Origin of the sequence: Kribbella sp. NPDC058245 (assembly GCF_042882005.1) — a bacterium.
Lineage (GTDB): Bacteria > Actinomycetota > Actinomycetes > Propionibacteriales > Kribbellaceae > Kribbella.
This window is the reverse complement of the sequence record NZ_JBHVWY010000009.1, coordinates 95,570-120,815: the sequence shown is the minus strand read 5'-3', so window position 1 is coordinate 120,815 and position 25,246 is coordinate 95,570. Positions and strand designations below refer to the sequence as shown.

The window sequence follows — 25,246 nt, the reverse complement described above, 5'->3', positions numbered from 1 at the left end:
CCTAGGTGGTCCCGACAGTAGATCCATGAGTACAGTCACGGCCCCGCCGCGAACCCTGCCCCGCGCGTTTTGGGCGCTCTGGGTCTGCCAACTGGTCAACCGGCTCGGCAGCTTCGTGCAACCGTTCCTCGTCCTCTACCTGACCCAGGACCGCCACCTCTCAGCCGGTACGGCGGGCGCCGTGGCCGCCGCGGTCGGCGCCGGAAGCGTGGTCTCGCAGCTCGTCGGCGGCTGGCTCTCCGACCGCGTCGGCCGCCGCGCCACCATGCTGGTCTGCTTCTTCGGTACGGCGGCCGCCCTGATCCTGCTCGGCTCCGCCCGATCGATGCCGATGATCTGGGCCGCGGCCTTCGCAGTCGGCCTCCTCGGTGATCTCTTCCGCCCCGCTGTCCAGGCGACCGTGGCCGATCTCCTGCAACCGGGAGAGCGCGTTCGCGCGTACGGCCTGCTGTTCTGGGCGATCAACCTCGGCTTCTCGGTCTCGACCGTCAGCGCCGGCGTACTCGCCTCGCTCGGCTACGGCCTGCTCTTCTGGCTGAACGCCGCCACCTCCGTCGTCGCCGGCATCGTCATCTGGACAATGGTCCCGGAGAGCCGTCCAAAGCTCGAGGAGGGCACCACCCGCCGGCCCCTGCTGCCCGTCGTACTGCGGGACCGCGTCTTCCTCACCATGGCGCTGATCGAGGTCGGCTACGCCACGATCTACTTCCAGGGCTACTCGACGCTCCCGCTCGCGATGGCCCACGACGGTCTCAGAGCCTCGTGGTACGGCACGGTGATCGCCTTGAACGGCATCGTGATCGTCCTCCTGCAGCCCCTGCTCAACAAGTGGCTCACAAGGTTCGACCGCCCCAAGCTGCTGGCGGTCTCGATGCTCGTCGTCGGTCTCGGCTTCGGCCTCGGTGCGATCGTGCATTCCGTCTGGGGCTACGCATTGTCTGTTGCGGTCTGGTCGATCGGCGAGATCGGCTTCGCCGCGGTGATCGGCGCTGTCTTCGCCGACCTCGCCCCGGCCGACCTCCGCGGCGGCTACATGGGTGTCTCCGGCATGGCCTTCGGCCTCGGTACCGTCATCGGTCCCCTGGCCGGCCCCAACGCCCTCCAGCACCTCGGCGCCACCACCACCTGGATCGGCGTCGCCCTCCTCGGCGTAGTCGTGTTCATTGCCCAGTACGCGCTCTCTCCCGCGATCCACGCCCGATCTGCTCAGAACGCGGCGACCGCATGAAGTGAACGGATGCGACCGTGGCGAGGATGACCAAGGTCGCGACCAGGAACGCTCCCTGCGGTGTCGCTGGGTGTCGCAGAAAGATCGAGCCCAGTACGGCGACGCCCAGCGTGCCGCCGAACTGCTGAACCGCGTTGAGCAAACCCGCCGCGGAGCCGGTCTCCTGCGGCTGCACGCGGTGCAATGCCTCGGTGAAGAACGCCGTGGTGAAGAGCCCGGCGCCGGCGCCGCAGATTCCCAAGGCCGGTACCAGCCAGTGGCGTGTCCCGACCAACCCGATCAGCAGGACGCCGAGGCCGACGTACATGAGGCGTGATCCGAAACGCTGGATCAGCCACTGGCCTGCGCACAGAGACGCAATGCCGGAGGCGGCTGACCACGGCAGGAGGACCAGACTCGCCTGCATCACGCTGCGGTGCAGCGTGAGTTGCTGATGCAGTACGACGACCAACGTCAGGCCGCTCAGTACGGCGAAGAACAAGGCCGACGTCACGAGCGCCGCTCCGAATCCGCTCCGCCTGAACAGACTCAGCTCGATCAGACGACCGCGGCTGCGGCGCTGCTGCAGCACGCAACCGCCGAGTACGGCGAGCCCTGCCGGGAGCAGGAACCAGTCGCGCGACTGGAGGATCGGGAACACCAGGAGAGCGCTCCCTGCGATCAGCAATGTCGTTCCGAGCACATCCGGCGACGGCCGTAGCGGCGTTCGCGATTCGGGCAGCAAATGGGCGAGTCCGAGGACACCGAGCCCTAGTGGGACGTTGACCAGGAACACCACCCGCCAAGAGCTCGCCTCAGTGATCACTCCGCCGAGCAACGGTCCCGAGATCCCGGCCAGCCCCATGACCGGCCCGATGAGTCCGAGCGCCTTCGGTAGTTCCGGACCATCGAACGAGGAGCGGATCAGCCCGATCGTCTGCGGGATGATCGCCGCCGCGGTCAGGCCCTGGACAGCCCGTGCCCCGATCAGTACGCCGGACTGGGTCGCCAGGGCACATGCGGTCGACGCCAGCACGAAGCCGACCACCCCGAGCCGGAACAGCCGGCGCCGCCCGTAGCTGTCGCCGAGCCGCCCACCGGTGATCAGCAAAGCCGCGAACGGCAGCGTGTACGCCGCGCTGAACCACTGGATGTCGGTCGTTGGTCCGCCGAGTTCGGTGTGGATCACCGGCGCGGCGACCTGGACGATCGTGGCGTCGAGAAGGTTCATCGCCTCGGCCGTCAGCAAGGCGACCAGCCCTATCCACTTCCGCATCACTGCCTCCACTGTGTCGGTGGCAGTACGGTCGCCTGGGCGGCCTCCGACATTCCAGCTGGACGGCCTGGCCTGCAGAGATCTTCCCTCAGAGAGCGCTCTAGGTGATGATCTTTCCATGCTGGACGAGATTGACCGGGCCCTGATCCACGCGCTGCAGGTCGCCGGGCGGGCGCCGTACAGCCGGATCGGTGCGGTACTCGGGGTATCGACGCAGACCGTCGCGAGGCGCTATCAGCGGCTGCGCGCCGACGCCGGCCTCCGCGTGATCGGACTGCCTGACCCGCACCGGGCCGGACGATCCCAATGGCTGATCCGGCTGACCGCGACCCCGCGAGCGGCGCAAGATCTCGCGGGAGCGCTCTCCCGCCGTTCCGACACCAGCTGGATCAAGCTGGCCTCCGGCGGTACCGAGATCGTGGCAATCGTCCACACCACCCCGGCCGACGGCAATACCCTCCTCCTGCACGACATCCCGCGGACCGCGGGCATCACCTCGGTCTCCGCCCACTACCTCCTCCACCTGTACGTCGGCGGCCCGACCGCCTGGGGTGCGCGCGCAACGACCCTCACCCCGGAACAGGAGGGAGCGCTCTCCGTGCCGCTCTCTGGGCCGCTCTCAGGGCAGTTCTCCGGGCAGTTCTCAGGTACCTCCGCGGAGGTGCTCCCGACCGACCAGAAGCTGCTGACAGCTCTCGGGGTCGACGGCCGCGCCACGATCGCCGACCTCGCCGTCCAGACCGGCTGGGCGCCGGCCACGGTCACGCGGCGCCTGGCCGACCTGGAGGGCAGCGGCGCGATCTTCTTCGACGTGGACGTCGCCCCGCAGGCCCTCGGCGCGACCACCGCCGCGATGCTCTGGCTGTCAGTCCCGCCCGCCCACACGGACGCGGTAGCACGCGCTCTCGCCGAACACGAAGAGCTCGCCTTCGTGGCCGCAACCACCGGCCGCACGAACCTCGCCGCCCACGCCCTCTGCCCGAGCCCCGACGCCCTCCACACCTATCTGACCGAACGGGTCGGCGCGATCTCCCAGATCACCGCCCTCGAGACCGCCCCCATCCTGCGCACCGTGAAGTCCGCAGCGCCGGTCCACGTAGGGTTGCGTGCATGACGATCGACGCGGTGGTGTTCGACATCGGTGGCGTGCTGCTGGACTGGAGTCCGGACTACCTGTACGCCGACCTGATCCCGGACGTGGATCAGCGAAGCCGGTTCCTGACCGAGGTGGCGACGCCGGCGTGGAATGCGCAGCAGGATGCGGGGCGGGCGTGGTCGGAGGCGGTGGCCGAGCTGGTGGGGCAGCATCCGCAGCACCGCGAGTGGATCGAGGCGTACGACACCGGCTGGCTCAAGATGGTCAAGGGCGTCTTCGAGGACACCGCTGAACTGCTCAACGAGATCCGCGCGCTCGGCCTGCCGACGTACGCGTTGACGAACTTCTCCCAGGAGAAATGGGAGGTGGCGCAGGAGGCGTTCCCGATCTTGACCGTGTTCGACGGCGAGGTCGTGTCGGGGGCCGAGCAAACGATGAAGCCGGGCGAGAAGATCTACCGGATCCTGCTCGAGCGTTTCGACCTCGACCCGGCGCGGACGTTCTACACCGACGACATGCAGTACAACGTCGACGGCGCTCGCGCGGTCGGGATCGACGCCGAGTTGTTCACCGGCGCGGCCGATCTCCGCGCCCACCTGCGTGACCGCGGGCTCAACTTGCAGTAGCGGAGATGGCTTCGGTGTACGCCGGACTTCCGTTCAGGTCGGCGGCTTCGACGTACACCATGTTGTCCTGGCACGTCATCGGCGTGAGTGCGATCCCGGGTTTGCCGCTGTAGATCCGCTGCGGTTTCGCAAGTCCGGCCGTCCACCGGTTGATCTGGAACGACTCCTCGCCGCTGCTGCCGACCGCGCGCGTCTCCCAGAGGATCCAGTTGCCACAGGCAAGGATCGTGTCGGTCGCGACGACGCCGAGTGCGCGCGACGGCGCGTCCGCGGACTCGCGCAGATACGCCTTGCTCTGGTACTGATCCGGATCCGAGGCGGCTACCTCGGACCAAACCGTTGCCCCACCCACCGAAGCGCCACTCCACTGGATGCACTTGGTTGCCGCGGGCACCGGCCGGGCCGGGCCGCCGGACAGCGAGGCGGTCAGGACTTGCTTGCATCGGCCGGCGGTCTCGGGTGCGGTGATCTCGCTGAAGGTCACCGTGTCTGACGACACCACCGGATCCGCGATGTATCCCGGCGCGGCCACGCAGCCCACCTCCCGCGACGTCAACGAGGCAAGGGAAGCAACGATCAGGCACGACCGGTTCCTCGCATCAGTCGTGCTGTAGGCGAACGTTCCGTCGTACGCGCCGATCTCCGGCTCCGAGACGGGCGGCAGCTTGCCGAGCCCACTGGCGCTGCCGGTGCTCAAGTCGTACCGGACGACGTTGATCTTGGGGTCAGCGCCCTCGGACCGGATGTCCTCGACCAGCGCCCAGTGGTCGTCGATCACGACCGGCGACTGCGCCACGAACCCTTTGGCAGGGATGTGCCGCACGAGCACCTTCTTACTCGACTTGTCGGCAATCGTGGTGGTGCCGGCCTCGTCGCTGCTCCGCGTCACGACGTACTTGCGTTGCTGCGTGACGAGGTGCTGCCCATCGACCGGCTGCCGCAACACCTTCGCCCACACCGGTACGGCGGTATTCGTCTGTGCCGGCGGAGTGGTCGACGGCGGGGGAGTGCTCCCCGACGAAGGCGTAGACGGCTGCGGCTCCGGAGACGAAGTGTCCGAGGACGAGCAGCCGGCCACACCGAGAACCAGCAAGATGCCTACGGCAACGGTGGTACGACGCATTCAGGTCACAGTCCGATGTTCTGGAAGGAGTTGGCCAGCGTCGCGTTGAACAGGGCCGAGGCCGGGATGTTCTTCGGGCCGTCGGTGACGTTGCCGCGGCTGTTGAACCGGCGCTCGTTGAACACCTCGAAGATCCCGATGGTGCCCTTGGCCCGGTCGTACCCGCGGCCGACCTGGTAGTGACCGCTGTGGTTGAACGCCAGGTACGGGAAGTACCGCTTCAGCAGCTGCACGTGCTCGATCACCGGCGCCGGCTTGCCGTCACCGAGGTGGTTCTGGTGGACGGTGAAGAACTTCTGCGTGTTCCAGTGCGAGACGTTCTGGACGACGTACGTCCCGGCCGCGAGGTCCCAGTTGGTCTTCACGTTGGTCTGCTGCACCATCGCGGAGATCCCGGTCCCGGAGGTGGTCGAGCCGAGGTCCTTGGCCCACGACCCCTGGGTGTCCTTCTGGTTGTCGTCGGCCCAGTCGATCGACTGGAACGTCGCCGGACCACACCAGTAGCCCTTGTCCTGCGAGGTCTGGAAGCCCTTCATGATGTACGACGACGCCGGCAGCTTCACGACCTGCACCGGTGGCTGCGGAGCCGGGGTCGGTGTGGTCGGCCCGGTCGTCGGCGTGGTCCGCGTCGGAGTCGCAGTCGGGGAGGGCGTCGGTGTCGGGGTGGCCTCGGTGGATGAACGCTCAGAGTCAGAGCCCGCATCCAGCAGCCGGAGCGCACGCGCCTTCTCCCGGCCTTCCCACGCGGCCTGCGTCTCGTCGAGCTCGACGCTCACCCGCTCATCCTTCGGCAACGCCGCCCGCTCGGCCACGAAGGCCTGCGGAGTCTGGTCGCCGGTGTCGATGTCCTGCTCGACCCCGTCGGTCTCGTCGGCCGAGACATCCGGCGCGGTCACCGTCTCCTGGACCTGCGCGCCGGTCGGCAGCTTGTCCACGAACCCGAGCCCGAGGCAGTAGTTCTCCTCCTGGAGCTTGAAGCACCGCAGCATCGAAGCGGCCTGCGTAGCCGAGTCCTCAGCCTGCAGATCATCCGGCGAGGTGTCGACCACCTGCTGGCTCAGCTCGCTCCACGACTCCGCGGCCGGTGGCGTGGCAACCGCCGTACTGGCAACTGTCGGTTCCGAAGTGGGAGCAGCAGAGGGTGTGATGGTCGGTTCGGCAGCTGGGGCCGGTGTGGCCGGCCGGATCAGCTCCGGATCGCGGGGCTGGTACGCGAATGCGGTCAGGGGCGCCTGGGCCAGAAGTGCTCCCAGGACGATCAGAGTGGCCCCCCGTGCTGCTGTGGGCATTGTGGCTCCCGTTAGGCGTGGGACGACAGTGACTGTAGGTACGCCTGGGAACACAGTACGTGTCTGAGGCAACAAATGGCAGCCCCCTCCGGTCCCGGCGGCCCGCTTCGGGCCGACTAGACTTGCTCGGTCCTGGTCAGTGGAACGTTGTGGAGAGTCTGTGTCGGTCCAACCCATCCGCCTGTTCGGCGACCCCGTACTGACCACGAAGGCGGTGCCGGTCGTCGACTTCGACGCCGAGCTGCGCCGCCTGGTCGCGGACCTCGCGGACACCATGCAGGCAGCGCCCGGCTCCGGCCTGGCCGCGCCGCAGATCGGCGTCGGACTGCGCGTCTTCACCTGGCACGTCGACGGCGAACTGGGCCACCTGGTCAACCCGGAGCTCACCCTGTCCGCCGACGAGCAGTTCGGCCCCGAGGGGTGCCTGTCCATCCCCGGCCTGACCTTCGACTGCCGCCGCGCCCAGTCCGTGGTCGCCCGTGGCTTCAACATGTACGGCGATCCCGTCGTCATCGAGGGTTCCGAGTACCTGGCCCGCGCGATCCAGCACGAGACCGACCACCTGGACGGCATCCTGTTCGTCGACCGCCTCGACACCGCGACCCGCAAACAGGCGATGAAGGCGATCCGCGAAGCCGAGTGGTCCGGCCTCTCCGGCCCGCCGCAGCTCAAGGTCTCGCCCCACCCCACGAACGGATTCGGCTTGTGAGAGTTGTTTTTGCCGGTACGCCGGAACCCGCCGTCACGGCGCTGCGCGCGATCGTTGCCAGCCGCCACGAACTGGTTGCCGTGGTCACCCGACCTGACGCTCCGGCCGGGCGCGGTCGCAAGCTGGTTGCGTCGCCTGTTGCCCAGTACGCCGAGGAGCTGGGCGGCATCGAGATCCTGAAGCCGGTCAAGCCCAGTGATCCGGACTTCCTGGCCCGGCTGGCGGAGATCGCGCCGGATTGTTGCCCGGTCGTCGCGTACGGCGGTTTGTTGCCTCAGGCAGCGTTGGACATCCCCGAGCACGGGTGGGTGAACCTGCACTTCTCGGTGCTCCCTGCGTGGCGAGGTGCCGCGCCGGTGCAGCACTCGATCATCGCGGGCGACGACGTGACCGGGGCCAGCACGTTCCGGATCGTGAAGGCGCTGGACGCCGGCCCGGTGTTCGGCGTACTGACTGAACCGATCGGGCCGACCGACACCGCGGGTGACCTGCTTGGCCGGCTGGCCGAGTCGGGGTCGAGGCTGCTGGTCGACACGTTGGACGGCATCGAGGACGGGATCCTGCAGCCGCAGGAGCAGCCGGCCGATGGTGTCTCGCTGGCGCCGAAGATCAACGTCGAGGACGCCGAGCTGGACCTGACCGCGCCGGCGCTGCGCGTGGACCGGCTGGTCCGCGGCTGCAACCCGGCGCCCGGTGCGTGGACGACGTTCCGTGGTGAGCGGCTGAAGGTGCTCGCGGTCCGGTTGACCGACGAGGAGCGGAAGCCAGGTGAGCTACAGGCGACCAAGTCCAGTGTCGTGATCGGTACCGGCAGCAAGGCGGTCGAGCTGCTGACCGTCCAGCCGCAGGGCAAGAAGCCGATGGCCGCGGCCGACTGGGCCCGCGGTATCCGCATCACTCCTGAGGACAAGCTCGGTGAGTGACCGGTCACCGAGGAATCGTGAGCCGCAGAAGCGGCCGGACAAGGTGCGGCAGGTCGCCTATCGGGTGATCCGCCAGGTCACCTCCGAGGCCGGTTACGCGAACCTCGTGCTGAACAAGGCGCTGCGCGACGCACGCCTGGCCGGCCGGGACGCGGCGTTCTGCACCGAGCTCGTGCACGGCACGCTGCGCTGGCAGGGCACGTACGACGCCTTCCTCGCGCGCTGCGTCGATCGCCCGCTGAACGAGCTGGACCCCGAGCTGCTCGACATCCTCACCCTCGGCACTCACCAACTGCTCCGGATGCGCGTCGACTCGTACGCCGCGGTGAACGAGATGGTCACGCTGACCCGGGCCGAGATCGGTCACAAGCGCAGCGGCCTGGTGAACGCCGTACTGCGCAAGATCAGTCAGCGTACGTTCGACCAGTGGATCGAGACGGTCGCGCCGCCGATCGAGGAGAACCGGCTGCTGCACCTCGCGGTCGCGAAGGCGCATCCGACCTGGGAGGTCGAGGCGTTCGCGCAGTTGCTGGGCGACGGCGACGAGCTGGAAGACCTGCTCGACGCCGACAACGAACCCGCGCGCGTGACACTGGTCGCCCGCCCCGGGCTCGCCACGGTCGACGAGTTGATCGAGGCCGGCGCGAGTCGCGCGAAGTTTTCGCCGTACGCCGCCATCCTGCAGAGCGGCGGTGATCCGGGCCGGATCGCGGCCGTGGCAACCGGCCGGGCCGGAGTCCAGGACGAGGGTTCGCAGCTCGTCGCGCTCGCGCTAGCGAACGCGCCGATCGAGGGTTCGGACACCGAGTGGCTCGACCTGTGCGCGGGGCCCGGTGGGAAGTCGGCGCTGCTGGCGGCTCTGGTGGAGAAGCGCGCAGGCGCGCTGACTGCGGTTGAGCCGCTTGAGCACCGCGCTGAGCTCGTTCGCGCCAACCTGCGGGCGATCCCGGGTGATCACAAGGTGCTGGTGGAAGACGGTACGAAGCCGACCTGGGCGGAAGGCTCGTTCGACCGGGTCCTCGCCGATGTTCCGTGTAGCGGGCTCGGTGCGCTGCGTCGTCGGCCGGAAGCACGCTGGCGTCGTACGCCGGAGGACATCGAGGAGCTGCGGCCGCTGCAGGAGGACCTGCTCGACTCGGCGATCACCTCGGTTCGCCCGGGCGGAGTCGTCGCCTACGTGACGTGCTCGCCGCACCCCGACGAGACGCGCGCCGTCGTCGACGCCGTCCTGGCGAAGCGGGACGACGCCACTCTCGAGGACGCTCGGGAGCTGTTCCCGAATGTACCCGAGCTCGGCGCCGGACCCGACGTCCAGTTGTGGCCGCACCGGCAGGGCACAGACGCGATGTACCTGGCGCTGATCCGGCGGAACTGAGGCTCACCAGCTGGACCTGCTGTCAGGTGCATTAAGTGGAACGGTCATGATTGAGGGGTGACTGTCACCGCCGTTCGTCCTGAGACATCCGTCCGCCGGCAGCAGCTTGCCGGGCTGGCCGCCGCCTTCGGTATCGGGTCCTTGTTCGCGATCCAGTCCCGGCTGAACGGCGGACTGGGCGAGCTGCTCGGCGACGGGATCGCGGCCGCGCTGATCTCCTTCGGCACCGGCACAGTGATCCTGGCGATCACGGCCGCGCTTGTTCCGGGGATCCGCCGTTCGCTCGGCAACGTCTGGCGCGCCATCCGTGACCCGCTGAATGCCGGCGGCCTGCGCTGGTGGCAGTGCATCGGCGGCCTGTGCGGGGCCTGGATGGTTACGGTTCAGTCGATCACCGTGCATGTGCTCGGGGTCGCGGTCTTCATTGTCGCGGCGGTCGCCGGGCAGGCAGGCAGCAGCCTGATCGTCGATCGGCTCGGGTTCGGCCCGGCCGGCCGGCAGGAGTTCAGCACGCTGCGAATCGTCGGCGCCGGAGTCGCCTTGGTGGCCGTCGTCCTCGCAGTCTCCGACCAGCTCGGGCACTCGACTGGGCTGCTGCTCGCGATCCTCCCAGCTCTCGGCGGCGTCGCGACAGCGGTGCAGCAGGCGATCAACGGCCGGGTCGCACAGACCGCAGCCGGCGGCCGGTACGGCGCGGTCGCGGCCGGTGCGGTCAACTTCGGCGTCGGCTTCGCCGCACTGGTGGTCGTGTTCGGAATCGATCTCGTCCTGCGAGGCGCGCCGAACGCCTTGCCGGGCAACCCGTGGCTCTACCTCGGCGGCGCCTGCGGCGTGATCTTCATGAGCGTGGCCGCGGCCGTTGTCCGGGTGGTGGGCGTCTTCGTCCTGGGCCTGGGCACGATCGCCGGCCAACTGATCGGCAGCCTCGTCGTCGACCTCGTCGCCCCCGCCTCCGACAAAGCCATCACCCTTCCCGTCGTAGCCGGCACCCTCCTCGCCCTGGTTGCCGTCGTCGTCGCAGCCGTCCCGAACCTGCGCCGTACCTAAGAACATGTAGTAGGTATCTACGTATACGGTCCCGCACGCCTGAGCTCTGCCGTAGCAACGCTGACTCGTGGACCACTACCCGTTCTTAGCAACCAGATTCGGCGCGACGACTACCGGCTTGCGCTTGACCGTGAAGACGCCTTGGGAGATGGCTACGCCGAGGAGGACGACGAGGCCGCCGACGGGTTGGTACCAGGTGATGTGTTCGCGCAGGATGATGACGCCGACCAGGATCGAGAAGACCGGCATCAGGTAAGTGACCATCGAGGACCGGCTCGCGCCGATCAGGCGGATGTTGCGCATGTTGAGGACGAACGCGATGCCGCTGCCGAGTGCGCCCAGGGCCAGCACGCTGCCGAGGACCTCGATCGACAGCGACCATGGTGCCGGCGGGAGTTGGCGGGTGACGATCGGGGCCACGATCGCGAGCTGAACCATTGCGCAGAGCAACAAGGTCGCCGACAGGGCTGTCCCGGAGACCTTGGTCCCGGCCAGGAAGCGCTTCTGGTACGGAACGGCGATTCCGTAGCTGATCGCGGCGAACATGCACAGGAGCTGACCGGTCAGATCCGCGCCGCCGCTGACATTCCACGCACCCAGTACGACGAGCATGCCCACGAATCCGATCACCAGGCCGAGTCCGCGCTGCAGCGAGAAGAGCTCGGTCCGGAAGATCAGTACGGCGATCGGCAGCACGACCAGTGGGGTGATGCCGTTCCAGATGCCGGCGAGCAGCGAGGGGATGCGCTCCTCGCCGTACCCGAACAGGGTCCAGGGGATCGCCGATCCGACCGCGCCGACCACGAACGAGTGCGCCCACAGTCGCGGATCGCGGGGGAGCGCTTCGCGCTTGAACGCGAGGAACAGCAGCAGCACGATCGCGCCGGCCATCACCCGCCCCAACGCCAGATACAGCGGCGGTAGTTCGCGCACGCCGACCGAGATGAACAGGAAACTGCAACCCCAGATGGCGGCCAGGGTCAGCATGGTCGGAAGCCACGCGCGCGTCGGAATCGTGTCAGTAGTCGCAGGGGTGCTCACTCCTGACATCCTGCACCACGCCGCCGACAATTCGTACTGCGATTTCTGGATCCGGGCAGAGCTTTGTCCGGCCGCGGGCAGGGCCTGGCTCAGAACCGGTTCGGCGGGAGAGGATGGCGGGCATGGGTGCCTTCGATGTCATCGCCGTCCGCAAGCAGTTCCCGGCACTCGCCGAGGGGGCCGCGCACTTCGACGGACCCGGTGGATCGCAGACTCCACAAGCCGTGGCCGACGTTGTCGCGAGCACCATGACCTCGGCCCTCGCGAATCGCGGCCGGCTCACACCGGCCGAGCGCCGGGCCGACGGCATCGTCCGGGACGCCCGTACGGCGATGGCCGACCTGCTCGGGTCGACGCCCGAGGGGATCGTGTTCGGCCGCAGCATGACCCAGCTGACGTACGACTTCTCCCGCACGCTGGCCAAGTCCTGGGGGCCTGGCGATGAGATCGTTGTCAGCCGCCTCGACCACGACGCGAACGTCCGTCCGTGGGTGCAGGCCGCCGAGGCTGTCGGCGCGACCGTCCGCTGGCTGTCGTTCGATCGGGATACCTCGGAGCTCGACGATCTCGCGCCGCTGCTGTCCGACCGGACGAAGCTGGTCGCGGTCACCGGTGCCTCCAATCTGCTCGGCACTCGGCCCGACGTTGAGCAGATCGCCGCGCAGGTCCACGCGGTCGGCGCGCTCCTGTACGTCGACGGTGTGCACCTGACCGCGCACGCCCCGGCCGACACGTCGTACGCCGACTTCTACGCCTGCTCGCCGTACAAGTTCTTCGGGCCGCATCTCGGCGTGCTGACCGCGCGTCCGGAACTGCTCGAGACGCTGCGGCCGGACAAGCTGCTGCCCGCGACAGACGCCGTACCGGAGCGGTTCGAGCTGGGCACCCTGCCGTATGAATTGCTCGCCGGTACGACGGCCGCTGTCGCCTTCATCGCTGCTTTGGGTGGCGAGGGCGCGACCCGGCGGGAGCAGTTGAACGACTCCCTGCGCCTGGTCGAGGCTCACGAGGACGCGCTCCGGGACGATCTCGAGGCCCGCCTCAAGGCGATCCCCGGGATCACGCTCTACGGCCACGCGGCCCGCCGTACGCCGACGTTGTTGTTCACGCTGGACGGTCACGCGCCGAGCGCGGTCGCCGAACACCTCGCGCAGGCCGGGGTGAACGCCCCGGCCGGCACCTTCTACGCCTACGAACCCGCCCGCCACCTCGGTCTCACCGAAGGTGCAGTCCGCGCCGGACTAGCGCCGTACACGGACCAATCCGACGTCGACCGCCTAGCGGAGGCTGTCTTGACGCTCGCCAACAGCACTAACTAAAGTCAATGGGGAAAGTCGAGGGGGGTCAGGTGAGGGAACCCAGCGCGGTCTTCGTCCAGAGCGGCGACGACCTGATCACGGCCACCCGCCGCGACGCCACGTGGTCGGCGGCCGGCGTCGACGTCAGCTGGCTGGACGGGCCGATCGACGTCACCGCGGACACCGTCACCCGAGTCGCCCTCCGCTGGTCGTATCCGCTGCCGGCCGACGCGCTGATCCTTGGCGACGCCTGGGAACGCTCGTACGGCGATCTGCAGTGGCGGCATCAGCAACCCGAGCGCCTGCTCCCGTGGTACTTCCTCATCCACGATCCTGCCACCGGCCGCACGACCGGCCTCGGGGTCGAGGTGCAACCGAACGCGTTCGCAGCCTGGACCGTCGATACGTACGGCGCCACGCTCTGGCTCGACCTCCGCAACGGCGGCGGCCCGACGAAGCTCGACGGACGGACCCTCCGAGCAGCTACCGTCCGACTGTTCGACGATGCAGGAACCCCGTGGCTGACCCTCGAGGCAGCGGTCGCCACCATGAGCTCCCGACTGCCGGCGCGACCTGAGCCCGCGCCGGTGGTCGGGGCCAACAACTGGTACTACGCGTACGGCGAGAACTTTGACGAGAAGGCTGTCCTCACCGACGCCGCCACCATCGTCGAGCTCGCCGACGGGCACCCGGTCAAACCATTCAGCGTGGTCGACGACGGCTGGTACCCGGGCGGCATCGCGTCGGGCGGACCATGGGACCGAGGCATCCCCGGCGTCTTCGACGACCTCGCCGGTACGGCGGCCTCGATCCGGGCGCTCGGCGCTCGACCGGGACTGTGGTTCCGGCCGCTCCTGGTCCGCTCGTCGAGCCCGCAGGCCAGATCCGGTCCGCACGACAAGCCGGGCCGCGCGCTCGATCCGTCGTACCCGGAGGTGCTCGACCTGGTCCGTGCGGACCTGACCCGGTTCAAGGACTGGGGTTTCGAGCTGGTCAAGCACGACTTCAGCACGTACGACGTGTTCGGCGCCTTCGGGCCGGCGATGGGATCACGGCTGACCGAGAGCGGTTGGCAGCTGCACGATCCGAGCCGGACGACGGCCGAGATCGTGCTCGCGTTCTACCGCGAGATCCGGGACGCGGCACAGGACGTCGTACTGATCGGGTGCAACACGGTCGGGCATCTCGCCGCCGGGCTGGTCGACGTACAGCGGACCGGGGACGACACGTCCGGGCGGGACTGGGAGCGGACTCGCAAGATGGGCGTGAACACGCTCGCGTTCCGGCTGCCGCAGCACGGGCGGTTCTTCACCGTCGACGCGGACTGCGTGCCGTGTACCCCGCAGACGCCCTGGGAGCTGAACGAACGCTTCCTCGACCTGATCGCCCGGTCCGGTACGGCGCTGTTCTTGTCTATCGATCCGTTAGCCCGCACCGAACGTACCGACCGGGCGCTGAGGGCCGGTATCCGGCTGGCGCTCGACGGCGGTGACGCCGGCGGGATCGAACCAACCGACTGGTTGGTTAACACCACCCCGACGGAGTGGCGCAGCGGGGGAGGCACGATCCACTACGACTGGTCCCGACCCTGGGGAGCGGATCCCATCTCCGGATGAGTATCCGTCGCGGGACGAATCTCGATCGCGTCGGTGGGTACAACGACGCGGTGGTCCTGGATGCCATCCGCCGGAGTGAGCAGCTCAGCCGTGTCGAGCTCGCCACGGCTACCGGCCTGTCCGGCCAGGCCATCTCGAACATCATCCGTCGACTCCTCGACGCGGGCCTGGTCCGCGAGGCCGGTCGGCAGAAGAGCACCGGCCTCGGCAAACCCCGCACACTGCTGGAGCTCGAGCCCGCCGGCCAGTACGCCGTTGGCGTCCATCTCGACCCGGCGGTCGTCACCGTCGTACTGCTCGATCTGACCGGCGCTGTGGTCGCCCGGCGCCAGCTTGCTCCACCTCTGGATGACGATCCAGACGTCCTGATCGACGCGATCGCAGACACCGTCGAGGCCGTCATCGCGGAGTCCGCGGCACTCCGCAGTCGAGTGATCGGCGTCGGGATCGCCGCGCCCGGCCCGATCGACGTCGAGCGTGGCGTGGTCGTCGACCCGCCGAACCTCTCCACCTGGCACTTGGTGCCGTTGCGCGACGAACTGCGCGAGCGGACCGGGCTGCCGGTGCTGCTCGACAAGGACGTCACCGCGGCGGCCGCTGCCGAGAAATGGGTCAGCGGACCGGGCAACTTCGTGTTCTTCTACCTCGGGACCGGAGTCGGCGCCGGTCTGGTCCTTGGCGACGAGGTCGTTCGCGGCTCGTCCAGCAATGCCGGCGAGATCGGCCATCTGATCGCCGACCCGGACGGGCCGGTCTGCTTCTGCGGCCGGCGGGGCTGCGTCGGCGAGTCCAGCCGGCCGCGCTACCTGGTTCACCAGGCGGTCCACGCCGGAGTGCTTGCCCAGAGCATCGACCTGGACGACCGGCAGGCGGTGGATGCGGCCTTCGTCCAGCTGTGTACGCTGGCCGCCGCCGGGCCTGGCGCCGCGGCTGAGATCATCACGGCACTGGCCGAGCGGATCGCCAAGGTGGTCGAGGACGTGGCGAACCTGCTCGACCTGGACCGCGTGGTCTTCGGCGGACCGTACTACGAGCAGCTCGCCCCGCTGCTGATCGACAGTGTCCGGACCGCGCTGCAGAGCCGCTTCACGGTCCGCACGATCCACGGCGTACAAGTCACCGGTACGGCGCTCGGCGCGGACGCCGGGGCGATCGGAGCCGGCAGCCTGGTGCTGGACCACACGTTCTCGCCGGAGCGCGAACTCGTTGCTGAAAGGTAGCCCCGTTGTCGAAAGGTAGTGGAGTCTGATGATCGATCCCGACGTGCTGGCCCGCGCCACCGAGAAGGTCCGCGCGGCCAGTGGGGACGACGTGATCGCGGAGATGTTCCGGCGGTCGATGGCCGAGAACCTCCCGGCCGTGGCCGAGCGGATGCCGGACGGTACGACGTTCGTGCTGACCGGCGACATCCCGGCGATGTGGTTGCGCGACTCCGCGGCTCAGCTCCGCCCGTACCTGCTGCTGTGCCAGGACGACCCGGGTCTGCAGGACGTGCTGATCGGGGTCCTGCACCGGCAGCTGGAGTACGTCGTACTGGATCCGTATGCGAACGCCTTCAACAAGGAAGCCAACGGTGCCGGGCACACGTCCGACGAGACCGAGATGTCGCCGTGGGTGTGGGAACGCAAGTACGAGATCGACTCGCTGTGCTTCCCGCTCGACCTCGCCTACAAGTTGTGGAAGGCAACGGGCCGGGCCGATGTGATCGACGCGCGGTTCCGGCCGGCGGCCGAGGCGATCCTCGAGTTGTGGACGGTCGAGCAGGATCACGAGGCGCGGTCGCCGTACCGGTTCCAGCGTCATGACGACCGACCGTCGGACTCACTCGTGCGCGACGGGCTGGGGCGGTTGACCCAGCCGACGGGGATGTCGTGGAGCGCGTTCCGGCCGAGTGACGACGCTACGGATCTCGGCTTCAATGTGCCGGGCAACATGTTCGCGTCCGTGGTGCTCGGGTATCTGCAGGAGATCGCGGTCGAGGTCTTCGGTGACGAGTCGCTGGCGGCTCGGGCGAAGGAGCTGAAGTCGTCGATCGAGGACGGCATCGCTCGGCACGGGACGGTCGATCACCCTGTTCATGGTCGCGTCTACGCCTATGAGGTGGACGGGATGGGGGAGGCGTTGCTGATGGACGACGCCAACATGCCTTCGTTGCTGAGCGCCCCTTTGTCCGGCTTCGCCGCAGCCGACGACCCGACGTACCTGGCGACGCGGAAGCTGTTGCTGAGCCCGGAGAACCCGTACTACTACAGCGGTACGGTTGCCTCCGGCATCGGTAGCCCGCATACTCCGCCGCGGTACATCTGGCACATCGCCCTTGCTGTGCAAGGGATTTCGAGCACATCCGCGGAGGAACGCCAGCAACTGCTGGAGCTCCTCCGCGACACGACCGGCGGTACCGGGCTCATGCACGAAGGGTTCGACGTCGACGACCCTTCGCAGTTCACTCGCGAGTGGTTCTCCTGGGCGAACGCGATGTTCTGCGAGCTCGCCCTGGTCCACGCCGGCGTCAGGTGACGTCACGCCGGCTGGTCGTCCACGCGGCCACCGCAGCGAAGGCCAGGCAGTAGCCAACGAGCGTCAGCAGGGCACGGCCGCCGCCGACCGCATCCCGTACGCCGGGAGGTGCGTCGCCGGTGGCCATCCCGGTCACGGCAAACACCAGCGAGCCGGCGTTGGCGCCGGGCAGCGCGTTGGACAGGAACTTGAGGTCGGGCAGCAAGCTGTTGACGACTCCGGCCAGCAAGGTCTCGATGCCGAGGATCCACACGACGCCGAGTCCGATCGGCAGCGCAACGTTGCGGAAGGCAACGGCCAGGGCTGCTCCGGCCAAGCACCACGTCATCAACACCAGCCAGCCGCCCGCCAGCCCCTGGGCGAGGTCTAGCGCGCTCGGCCAGTCGGTTGTTGCGTTCTCGGCAGCTGCGATCCCGATGCTGCACAGGGAGCAGGCGATGAAGATCCCGAGCACCCACAGGGCGATCATCGTGGCGAGGCCGAGGAACTGCGCGCCGAGGATCGTCGCGCGGCCCGGGCGCTGGGTGAAGATCGTCTTCAGCGTGCCCCAGGTGTGCTCGCCGCCGATCACGATCGCGCCGAGCACCAGGGCGAGCGCCCCGGCGAAGATCGGGTAGCCGCCGATCGTGTTGTCGATGACTCTCGCCGGAAGCATGCCGGCCAGCACTGTGTCGCGTGGGACACCGGTCGTCTCTGGATTGTCGTCGCCGGTGATGTACCCGAGGTAGGGGAGGAGGTAGCCGAAGATCAGGCTCAGGATCAGACCGGCGCCGAACAGTACCCAGACGGCGGAACGTTTGCGGAGCTTCAGGAGCTCCGCGCGATAGCTACCCAACATCGGCCTTCTCCGTCGTCAGTTCGAAGAACAGATCCTCGAGAGCTCGTTCAGTGCTGTGCAACTCGGACACGGCAACCCCGGCCTCGACGAGTACCCGGTTCACCTCCGCCGCGCGCTCCGGATCCACTTGCACACGGAGCGTTTCGTCGTACAGGTGGACGGTGTTCGGGCCGAGCAACCTGGTCAGTACGGCGTGCGCGGTCTGCTGCGGTTCGGCGCGGACGATCAGTTCCTGCTCACCGCGCAGATCCTCGACGTTGTGCTCGGCAACCATCCGGCCCGAGTCGATGATGCCGACCCGGTCGCAGATCTGCTGCACCTCACCCAGCAGATGGCTGGACAGCAGCACCGTCTTGCCGTCCGATCCGAGCTCGCGGATCAGCCGGCGCATGTCGCGCATGCCTGCCGGGTCGAGGCCGTTGGTCGGCTCGTCCAGGATCACCAGCTCCGGATCCTTCAGCAACGCCGCCGCGACGCCGAGCCGCTGCTTCATCCCCAGGGAGTACGTCGAGAACCGGTCGCGGGCCCGGTCCTTGAGGTCCACCAACTCCAGCACCTCGTCGACCCGCAGCCGCGGCACCTCGGCGTACTCGGCCAGGAGGCGCAGGTTGTCGAGCCCGGAAAGGTAGGGATAGAACGCGGGCGACTCGATCATCGACCCCGTCTTCCCGAGGATGTCAGGGCTCCCCGGCCGCCCACCGAGTACCTTGATCGTCCCGCTCGTCGGCGCGATCAACCCGGTCAGAATCCGCAGCGTCGTGGTCTTCCCCGCCCCGTTCGGCCCGAGGAACCCGTACACCTCACCCGGCAGAACCGTCAGGTCGACCCCGTCGACCGCGAGCGTGTCGCCGTACCTCTTCGTCAGGCCGATCACCTCGACCAGTGGAACCCCTGTCTCGTTCATACCCCGAGACTGCCGGTGAACCACCCTCGCCCGCGTCGTCCACCGGGAGTGAACCCAGGTACGTCCCTCGGAGTACCCAAGGCCCGTTTGGTGGGTCAGCCCATCAAACGGTGGGTGGGCCACCCGCATGCCGTTCGCTCACCCACAACGCGGTGGGTCAGCCCATCAAATAGGGAACGGGGTCAGCCGAGCCAGCCGGGGCGGACGAGGCCGGTCTGGTAGGCGACGACCACCAACTGGGCACGATCGCGGGCACCGAGTTTGATCATCGCCCGGCTCACGTGTGTCTTCGCGGTCGCCGGGCTCAGCACCAGCCGCTCGGCGATCTCGTCGTTCGACAACCCCTCGCCAACCAGCGCGACGATCTCCTTCTCGCGCTCGGTCAGTACGTCGAGCTCCTTGCTCGCATGGGGCTGCCGGCTGCGGCTGGCGAACTCTGCCACCAACCGCCGGGTCACCCCCGGCGACAGCAGCGCATCCCCGCGCGCTACAACGCGAACCGCTTGCAGCAACTCCACCGGCTCGGTGTCCTTCACCAGGAACCCACTGGCCCCGACCCGCAACGCCTCGAACACGTATTCATCGAGATCGAACGTCGTCAGGATCACCACATGTACGTCGGCCAGCGCCTCATCCGCACCGATCATCTTGGTCGCCGTCAGCCCATCGGTCCCCGGCATCCGGATGTCCATCAGCACGACATCAGGCTTCTCCGCCCGCGCCACCGCGACGGCCTCGGCCCCATCGGCCACCTCGCCGATGACCGTGATGTCGTCCTCGGCGTTCAGCAGCGCCCGGAATCCGGCCCGCACCAACGCCTGGTCATCCGCCAGCAGAACCCTGATCATGCGGACAACCTAGGCCAAACCAGCGTCATGAGCGAGCAGTGCAATCTGCGTGCGATTCCCCAGCTCGAGCTTCGTCAGGATGTGCGAGATGTGCGCCTTCACCGTCGCCAGGCTCATATAGAGCTCACCAGCGATCTGCGCATTCGCCTTTCCCTGCGCCACCGCCAGCATCACGTCGTACTCGCGGGGCGACAACCGCTTCAGCGACTCCTGCGCGATCGTATGCGCATCCGCCTGCGTCGCTGCCCGGTCCATCAGTCGCCGGGTAATCGCGGGGGAGAGGATCGGATCCCCGGCCGCGACCCGCCGTACCGCCTCGACGATCTGAGCCGGTGGCGTGTCCTTCAACAGGAACCCGCTCGCCCCGGCGCGCAGCGCGTGCAGCACGTTCTCATCGGTGTCGAACGTCGTCAGTACGACGACCTCCGGCGGATTCGGCCGGGCGCGCACCCGCCGGGTCGCGACGATCCCGTCGACGCGCGGCATCCGCAGATCCATCAGTACGAGATCCGGGAAATGCGCGTCGACCGCCGCGGGTACCTCGTCGCCGTCGGCCGCCTGCCCGACCACCGCGATCCCATTCGCGCCGTCGAGCATCATCTCCAGGCTCGCCCGCACGAGCGCGTCGTCGTCCACCACCAGTACGCGGATGGTTGGTTCAGGCCCGGTCATGCCGGCCACGGTAGCGAGGCCTCGAGCCGGAAACCACCGCCGGGCTCCCGCTGATGATCGAGCGTCCCACCGGCCAGCTGCACCCGCTCAGTCAATCCGACCAGCCCGGTTCCACTCCCGGGAGCCAGCGGTACGCCGTTCGATCCCGGATTGGTCAGCGCGATCCGCAACCCGGTACCCGGGCGTCCGGTCACGGTGACCGTCACCGGATGCCCGGCCGCGTGCTTCCGTGCGTTCGTGAGCCCTTCCTGCACAACCCGGTACGCCGTCCGCCCGGTTGCCGGCGGCAACGACGTGGCCTCGTCCACCCGTTCGTCGTACGCGACCGTCGTACCGGCTGCCCGCGACTCGGCCACCAGCCCTTCCACATCCCCGAACGTCGGTTGCGGCCGCCCGCCCGGTCCCTCCTCGATCTCGGTGTCGCGCAGCACGCTGATCACCTCACGCAGTTCCTCCAGCGCCTGATGCACGCCGGTGCGGATCACGCCCGCGGCCTGCGCCAGCTTCTCCGGTGACGAGTCCGGCCGGTACTCCAGTGCACCCGCATACGTTGCCAGCAAGGACAATCGATGCGCCAGTACGTCGTGCATCTCGCGAGCCATCTGCGTCCGCTCGGCCGTCCGTGCCTCGGCGACCCGCCGCCCCTGCTCAGCCTCTGCCCGCTGCGCTCGCTCCAGCAGGTTGCCGAGCAGTTGCTGGCGCGCCTGGATCCACTGCCCCCACCCCAGCATCGCCACATGCACCGCGACATCAAGCACCGCAAACCAGAGGAACGGCAGATTCCCGATCGGCCGCCAGGCCCCCTGAACCAGGTGCGCCCCGATCTGGATCGCCGTCACGATGATCGCCGTCCGCTGCGGCAACCGCAGCGCGATCCCCATCGTCGTCGCCGTCGAGGCCGGCGTCGCAGCAGGCGAGAACACCGCCAGTACGGCGAGCGCCACCGCGGCTGGCACCGGCCGTCGCGGCACCAGCACCATCAGCGCGGTGCTGACGATCCCGATCGTCACATCCAGCCCGACCCACCGTGGATGACTGGCATCCGCCAGTCGTCCCACGATCGTCAAGGCCGTAAGCCCTCCGACCGCGAGCACGACCCAAACATCCCAGACCCACCGCCGCCCCGTCGGCGGACAGTCCTGTAGCTCCATGCCCAAAACCCTAAGCCGCCAGGCGCCCGCCCACCACCGACCAAAGTAGAAGCCCCGCAGCCGTCGGACCGATGCCCGAACGTCGTGTTCTCAGCCACCGTGATCCCACCAACCAGTCTCCGGAGGCCGAAATGCAGACCATCACCTCGTCCGTCCCGATCGCTCAGCCGGCCAAGCGCCGTACCGATCGAAGCAGGTTGCTGGTCGTCGGTGTCGCGACGATCGCGTCCGCAGCGTGGTGGGCGGTCCTCGTCCCCGTCGGCGGGCTCACGCTGGACGCGCGCCAAGGCGGCGTACTGCAGCATGTCGGTGCCCCCGCCGTCGCGATCTCCACAGCCCTGATTGCCCTGGCCGGCTGGGCGCTCCTGGCGATCCTGGAGCACTACGCGATCGGCGCCCGCAAGGCCTGGACGATCGTCGCGGTGATCTCCTGCCTGATGTCGCTCGGCAGTCCCCTCACCGGCGGCATCGGCGTCGGCGCCAAGCTCGGCCTCGCGTCGTTCCACCTGCTCGTCGGCGCGATCGTCATCTTCGGCCTCCACCGCACCGCGCTCTCTGCCCAGGACCGTTGCTACGAAGGCAACTGAGCAGCCTGATAGAACCCCTGGATGTGCGCGGCCACCAACCCGGCCGCGCCGTCCGCGTCCCCGGCCGCAAGCGCCGACACGATCGCTCGGTGCTCACCTCGCAACCCCACCGCCGTCGCCTCCCAATCCGGCAGATTCGGTACGGCGGCCAGCACGTACCCATGAATTGCCGACCGCAACGACTCCATCACCGCGGCGATCAGCACGTTCCCGGCCAACCCCGCCAGCGCCACATGGAACTCGGCGTCGAGCAGATGAAACGCCTCCGGCGACAACCCCGGCGCATCCATCCGATCCAGCAGCTCAACCACCGAATCCAGATCCACCGACCGCCCAGCCGCCTCCCGAGCCGCCCACGACTCGAGCAGGATGCGTGTCTGCACCACATCACCCATCGGCAGATGATTCGTTGCCAGATGCAACCTCAGTACGGCGGTCAGCGGCGACACCGGCTCGGCCACGATCACCGCGCCCGCCTCCGGCCCAGAACCGGTCGCTGTCCGTACGACGCCCATCGCCTCCAGCACCCGAACGGCCTCCCGCACCGACGGCCGGCTGATCCCGAGCTGCTCCGCGAGAACGCGCTCTCCGGGCAGGCGCCCACCGATCCGCAGCCGCCCGGCCCCCAGGTCGGCCTCGACCCGATGCAGCACCAGTTCGTAGTTCTTCACGCGATGACTCTACCCGTGTGGTCGGACCACACGGTAGGCTGTGGTCCGACCACACGACATCCGCCTGTTCCGGAGCCTCTGATGACCGATCGACAACTCCCCAAATGGTCCGAGCTGAAGCCCCTGCTGCGGGCGAAGCCGGTCACCGTGAACGCGACCGAGCGCCGCCTCGAGAAAGCGCTCACCATCGCGGATCTCCGGACGATCGCCAAGCGCCGGACGCCGCGCTCGGTCTTCGACTACACCGACGGTGCCGCCGAGGCCGAGATCAGTCTCAGCCGGGCCCGCCGGCTGTTCGCCGAGATGGAGCTGCAGCCGTCGATCCTGCGCAACGTCTCCGACATCGACCTCGGTACGTCGATCCTCGGCACCCGCTCGGAACTGCCGTTCGCGTTCGCGCCGACCGGCTTCACCCGGATGATGAACCACGAGGGGGAGAGCGCGGTCGTCAAGGTCGCGCAGCAGGTCGGCATCCCGTACGCGCTGTCCACCATGGGGACCACCTCGATCGAGGACGTCGCGGCCGCAGCTCCCGACGCGCGCAAGTGGTTCCAGCTGTACGTCTGGAAGGACCGCGACTTCGGTGAGGACCTGGTCAAGCGGTCCGCCGCGTCGGGCTATGAGGCTCTGATGCTGACTGTCGACGTACCGGTCGCCGGCGCCCGCCTGCGCGACGTACGCAACGGCTTCACCATCCCGCCGTCGCTGACGGCCAAGACCGTCCTGGACGCGTCGATGCACCCGGCCTGGTGGGCCAACCTGCTCACCACCCAACCGCTGACCTTCGCCTCGCTGTCCAGCTGGGACGGCACTGTTGCCGAGCTGCTGGACAAGCTGTTCGACCCCACCATGACGATCGACGACCTGAACTGGCTGCGCTCGATCTGGGACGGCCCGCTGATCGTCAAGGGCATCCAGACCGTCGAGGACGCCCGCCGCGTGGTCGAGGCCGGCGCGGACGCGATCGTGCTCTCCAACCACGGCGGCCGCCAGCTCGACCGCGCCCCAACCCCGCTGCGCATCCTGCCCGAGGTCCGCAAGGCGATCGGTACCGAGACCGAGATCTACCTGGACACCGGCATCATGTCCGGCGCCGACATCGTCGCCGCAATCGCTCTGGGCGCCGACGCCTGCCTGGTCGGCCGCGCCTACCTCTACGGCCTGATGGCCGGCGGTCAACGCGGCGTCGCCCGTGCTGCCGACATCCTCACCAAGGAGGTCCGCCGCACGATGGCTCTGCTCGGCGTCTCCAGCATCGCCGAACTCAACCCGTCACACGTGCGTCTACCCGCCTAACGGCAACGTTGCGACGACCCGCAGGCCACCCACGGGGGTGCGGGTCGTCGCCAGCGTCCCGCCGAGCGCAGTGGCTCGCTCACGCATGCCGACGATCCCATTGCCTTCGGTCGGGGGACCGGCCAGCGACCGCCCGTTGTCGTCCACCTGGATCACGAGCGACTCCTCGCCGTACTGGATCCGGACGGTCGCGGCTGTCGCCTTGGCATGCCGTACGACGTTTGTCAGCGACTCCTGGATGATGCGGAACGCAGCACGGTCCAGTCCGGTCGGCAGCGGTCGTGACTCGCCATGGATGGCGGTGTGCACCTCTAGACCCGCCATGGAGGTCCGACTGACCAGGTGCTCCAGCCGGTCCAGCCCGGCGACCGGTTGCCGTGGTGCTGACTCGTCGTTCTGGCGCAGGATGCCCACGATCGAGCGCAGCTCGACCAGCGCCTCCTTGCTGGCGTCTTTGATCGCCGAAAGCGCCGGAGCGGCCTGCTCGGGCTGACGATCCGCCAGGTGGAGCGCAGCGGACGCCTGCACGTTGATCAGCGAGATGTGGTGCGCCACCACGTCATGCAGCTCCTGTGCGATCCGGAGCCGCTCCTCACTGGCCTGCCGCAGCTCAGCCTCGCGTCGTGTCCGCTCCGACGCAGTCACCCGGTCGCGGTGCGCTCGGAACAGCTCCGAGATGCAGCCCAGCAAGACGAAGAAGAAGCCGACCAGCAAGATCTGGTAGACGCCCTGCTCATTGATGCCGAGCAACAGCCGCCCACCGACATGGCCGAGATACAGCGCGGCCAGGGCCGACCACCCGACCAGGCGATTCCCGCGCCGGATGTTCGAGAACACCGCGATGATGAACGGGATGATCACCGGGCCGTACGGGTACTGCATCAGCATGTAGATCAGCGTCGAGGCGACCGTTGCCCACAGCACCGGGATGGGATGGGTCCGCAGCCAGTACAGCGCCAGCGTCCCTTTCAGGACGAGCAGCACCATGAACCAGTCCGCGGCCCGATGGTCGAAATGAACGTTCCGCGACGCCCCGATCGACCCGACCACTCCGATCACGGACAGCACCAGAGGCAGAGCTATCCGCCGTACCTGGGGCCAGTGGTCGAAGCTCACAGTACGGAACGGTACGGCGG

Annotated in this window: 24 protein-coding genes; 13 read left to right on the top strand and 11 right to left on the bottom strand. The window is 68.4% G+C overall.

The annotated features are described in order from the left end of the window. The first annotated feature begins 25 nt into the window (after positions 1 to 25). Positions 26 to 1,228 (top strand): MDR family MFS transporter, encoded by a 1,203-nt coding sequence (locus ACFVWG_RS21945; RefSeq protein ID WP_391545204.1) that lies wholly within the window; start codon positions 26 to 28, stop codon positions 1,226 to 1,228. Here ACFVWG_RS21945 and ACFVWG_RS21940 read toward each other — a convergent pair. Beyond that, positions 1,161 to 2,483, bottom strand: coding sequence for an MFS transporter (locus ACFVWG_RS21940; RefSeq protein ID WP_391545203.1), 1,323 nt, complete (start codon positions 2,481 to 2,483; stop codon positions 1,161 to 1,163). The genes ACFVWG_RS21945 and ACFVWG_RS21940 overlap by 68 nt on opposite strands. Positions 2,484 to 2,601: 118 nt before the next feature. Between ACFVWG_RS21940 and ACFVWG_RS21935 the strand changes: the two genes are divergently transcribed. Continuing rightward, positions 2,602 to 3,597, top strand: coding sequence for an Lrp/AsnC family transcriptional regulator (locus tag ACFVWG_RS21935; protein WP_391545202.1), 996 nt, complete (start codon positions 2,602 to 2,604; stop codon positions 3,595 to 3,597). Next, positions 3,594 to 4,205: an HAD family hydrolase gene (locus tag ACFVWG_RS21930; protein WP_391545201.1), complete on the top strand. Its 612-nt coding sequence runs from the start codon at positions 3,594 to 3,596 to the stop codon at positions 4,203 to 4,205. Before ACFVWG_RS21935 ends, ACFVWG_RS21930 begins: the two co-directional genes overlap by 4 nt. Here ACFVWG_RS21930 and ACFVWG_RS21925 read toward each other — a convergent pair. Then, positions 4,192 to 5,328 carry a hypothetical protein gene (locus tag ACFVWG_RS21925; RefSeq protein ID WP_391545200.1) on the bottom strand — a complete coding sequence of 379 codons (1,137 nt, stop codon included), beginning with the start codon at positions 5,326 to 5,328 and terminating at the stop codon, positions 4,192 to 4,194. The genes ACFVWG_RS21930 and ACFVWG_RS21925 overlap by 14 nt on opposite strands. 5 nt (positions 5,329 to 5,333) lie before the next feature. Continuing rightward, positions 5,334 to 6,617, bottom strand: a complete 1,284-nt coding sequence (locus tag ACFVWG_RS21920; protein WP_391545199.1) for a C39 family peptidase — start codon at positions 6,615 to 6,617, stop codon at positions 5,334 to 5,336. A gap of 160 nt (positions 6,618 to 6,777) precedes the next feature. Between ACFVWG_RS21920 and def the strand changes: the two genes are divergently transcribed. The 4 genes from def to ACFVWG_RS21900 are packed head-to-tail and all read left to right on the top strand — an operon-like array spanning position 6,778 to position 10,671. Next, positions 6,778 to 7,326, top strand: a complete 549-nt coding sequence (def, locus tag ACFVWG_RS21915; protein ID WP_391545198.1) for a peptide deformylase — start codon at positions 6,778 to 6,780, stop codon at positions 7,324 to 7,326. Next, positions 7,323 to 8,249 carry a methionyl-tRNA formyltransferase gene (fmt, locus tag ACFVWG_RS21910; protein WP_391545197.1) on the top strand — a complete coding sequence of 309 codons (927 nt, stop codon included), beginning with the start codon at positions 7,323 to 7,325 and terminating at the stop codon, positions 8,247 to 8,249. The genes def and fmt overlap by 4 nt, the downstream gene beginning before the upstream one ends. Then, on the top strand, positions 8,242 to 9,624 hold the full coding sequence (locus ACFVWG_RS21905) for an RsmB/NOP family class I SAM-dependent RNA methyltransferase (RefSeq protein ID WP_391545196.1): 1,383 nt from the start codon (positions 8,242 to 8,244) through the stop codon (positions 9,622 to 9,624). Before fmt ends, ACFVWG_RS21905 begins: the two co-directional genes overlap by 8 nt. A gap of 57 nt (positions 9,625 to 9,681) precedes the next feature. Further along, positions 9,682 to 10,671, top strand: coding sequence for a DMT family transporter (locus ACFVWG_RS21900; RefSeq protein ID WP_391545195.1), 990 nt, complete (start codon positions 9,682 to 9,684; stop codon positions 10,669 to 10,671). A 75-nt stretch (positions 10,672 to 10,746) separates the two neighbouring features. On the opposite strand, the gene ACFVWG_RS21895 is transcribed toward ACFVWG_RS21900, so the two are convergent. Continuing rightward, complete coding sequence (locus ACFVWG_RS21895) at positions 10,747 to 11,712, bottom strand: DMT family transporter (RefSeq protein WP_391545194.1); 966 nt, start codon at positions 11,710 to 11,712, stop codon at positions 10,747 to 10,749. Between the two features lie 122 nt (positions 11,713 to 11,834). On the opposite strand from ACFVWG_RS21895, the gene ACFVWG_RS21890 reads away from it, so the two are divergent. Genes ACFVWG_RS21890 through ACFVWG_RS21875 form a run of 4 tightly spaced genes read left to right on the top strand, consistent with a single transcriptional unit; the run spans position 11,835 to position 17,143 of the window. Further along, the gene (locus ACFVWG_RS21890) at positions 11,835 to 13,031 is read left to right on the top strand and encodes a cysteine desulfurase-like protein (RefSeq protein WP_391545193.1); all 1,197 of its coding nucleotides are present in this window, start codon (positions 11,835 to 11,837) and stop codon (positions 13,029 to 13,031) included. A gap of 29 nt (positions 13,032 to 13,060) precedes the next feature. Beyond that, on the top strand, positions 13,061 to 14,626 hold the full coding sequence (locus ACFVWG_RS21885; RefSeq protein ID WP_391545192.1) for a hypothetical protein: 1,566 nt from the start codon (positions 13,061 to 13,063) through the stop codon (positions 14,624 to 14,626). Then, the gene (locus tag ACFVWG_RS21880; protein ID WP_391545191.1) at positions 14,623 to 15,846 is read left to right on the top strand and encodes an ROK family protein; all 1,224 of its coding nucleotides are present in this window, start codon (positions 14,623 to 14,625) and stop codon (positions 15,844 to 15,846) included. The genes ACFVWG_RS21885 and ACFVWG_RS21880 overlap by 4 nt, the downstream gene beginning before the upstream one ends. Before the next feature lie 28 nt (positions 15,847 to 15,874). After that, a complete protein-coding gene (locus tag ACFVWG_RS21875) occupies positions 15,875 to 17,143 on the top strand; it encodes a glycoside hydrolase family 125 protein (RefSeq protein WP_391545190.1) in 1,269 nt (422 codons plus the stop codon). Here the strand turns inward: ACFVWG_RS21875 and ACFVWG_RS21870 are convergent. The 5 genes from ACFVWG_RS21870 to ACFVWG_RS21850 all read right to left on the bottom strand — a co-directional run bounded on the left by ACFVWG_RS21870 (position 17,136) and on the right by ACFVWG_RS21850 (position 21,556). Next, complete coding sequence (locus ACFVWG_RS21870) at positions 17,136 to 17,981, bottom strand: ABC transporter permease (RefSeq protein WP_391545189.1); 846 nt, start codon at positions 17,979 to 17,981, stop codon at positions 17,136 to 17,138. The two genes, ACFVWG_RS21875 and ACFVWG_RS21870, sit on opposite strands and share 8 nt — an antisense overlap. Beyond that, a complete protein-coding gene (locus tag ACFVWG_RS21865; protein ID WP_391545188.1) occupies positions 17,971 to 18,885 on the bottom strand; it encodes an ABC transporter ATP-binding protein in 915 nt (304 codons plus the stop codon). Before ACFVWG_RS21865 ends, ACFVWG_RS21870 begins: the two co-directional genes overlap by 11 nt. A gap of 182 nt (positions 18,886 to 19,067) precedes the next feature. Beyond that, entirely contained in the window at positions 19,068 to 19,733 is a 666-nt protein-coding gene (locus ACFVWG_RS21860; RefSeq protein WP_391545187.1) for a response regulator, read from the bottom strand. Between the two features lie 9 nt (positions 19,734 to 19,742). Then, positions 19,743 to 20,405: a response regulator gene (locus ACFVWG_RS21855; protein WP_391545186.1), complete on the bottom strand. Its 663-nt coding sequence runs from the start codon at positions 20,403 to 20,405 to the stop codon at positions 19,743 to 19,745. Further along, a complete protein-coding gene (locus ACFVWG_RS21850; RefSeq protein WP_391545185.1) occupies positions 20,402 to 21,556 on the bottom strand; it encodes a sensor histidine kinase in 1,155 nt (384 codons plus the stop codon). Before ACFVWG_RS21850 ends, ACFVWG_RS21855 begins: the two co-directional genes overlap by 4 nt. Positions 21,557 to 21,687: 131 nt before the next feature. Between ACFVWG_RS21850 and ACFVWG_RS21845 the strand changes: the two genes are divergently transcribed. Continuing rightward, a complete protein-coding gene (locus ACFVWG_RS21845) occupies positions 21,688 to 22,143 on the top strand; it encodes a DUF6069 family protein (RefSeq protein WP_391545184.1) in 456 nt (151 codons plus the stop codon). Here ACFVWG_RS21845 and ACFVWG_RS21840 read toward each other — a convergent pair. After that, the gene (locus tag ACFVWG_RS21840) at positions 22,128 to 22,814 is read right to left on the bottom strand and encodes a FadR/GntR family transcriptional regulator (RefSeq protein WP_391545183.1); all 687 of its coding nucleotides are present in this window, start codon (positions 22,812 to 22,814) and stop codon (positions 22,128 to 22,130) included. The two genes, ACFVWG_RS21845 and ACFVWG_RS21840, sit on opposite strands and share 16 nt — an antisense overlap. 81 nt (positions 22,815 to 22,895) lie before the next feature. On the opposite strand from ACFVWG_RS21840, the gene ACFVWG_RS21835 reads away from it, so the two are divergent. Then, positions 22,896 to 24,110, top strand: a complete 1,215-nt coding sequence (locus tag ACFVWG_RS21835; protein WP_391545182.1) for an alpha-hydroxy-acid oxidizing protein — start codon at positions 22,896 to 22,898, stop codon at positions 24,108 to 24,110. Here the strand turns inward: ACFVWG_RS21835 and ACFVWG_RS21830 are convergent. Then, positions 24,099 to 25,226, bottom strand: a complete 1,128-nt coding sequence (locus tag ACFVWG_RS21830) for a sensor histidine kinase (protein WP_391545181.1) — start codon at positions 25,224 to 25,226, stop codon at positions 24,099 to 24,101. The genes ACFVWG_RS21835 and ACFVWG_RS21830 overlap by 12 nt on opposite strands. Between the last annotated feature and the right edge of the window lie 20 nt (positions 25,227 to 25,246).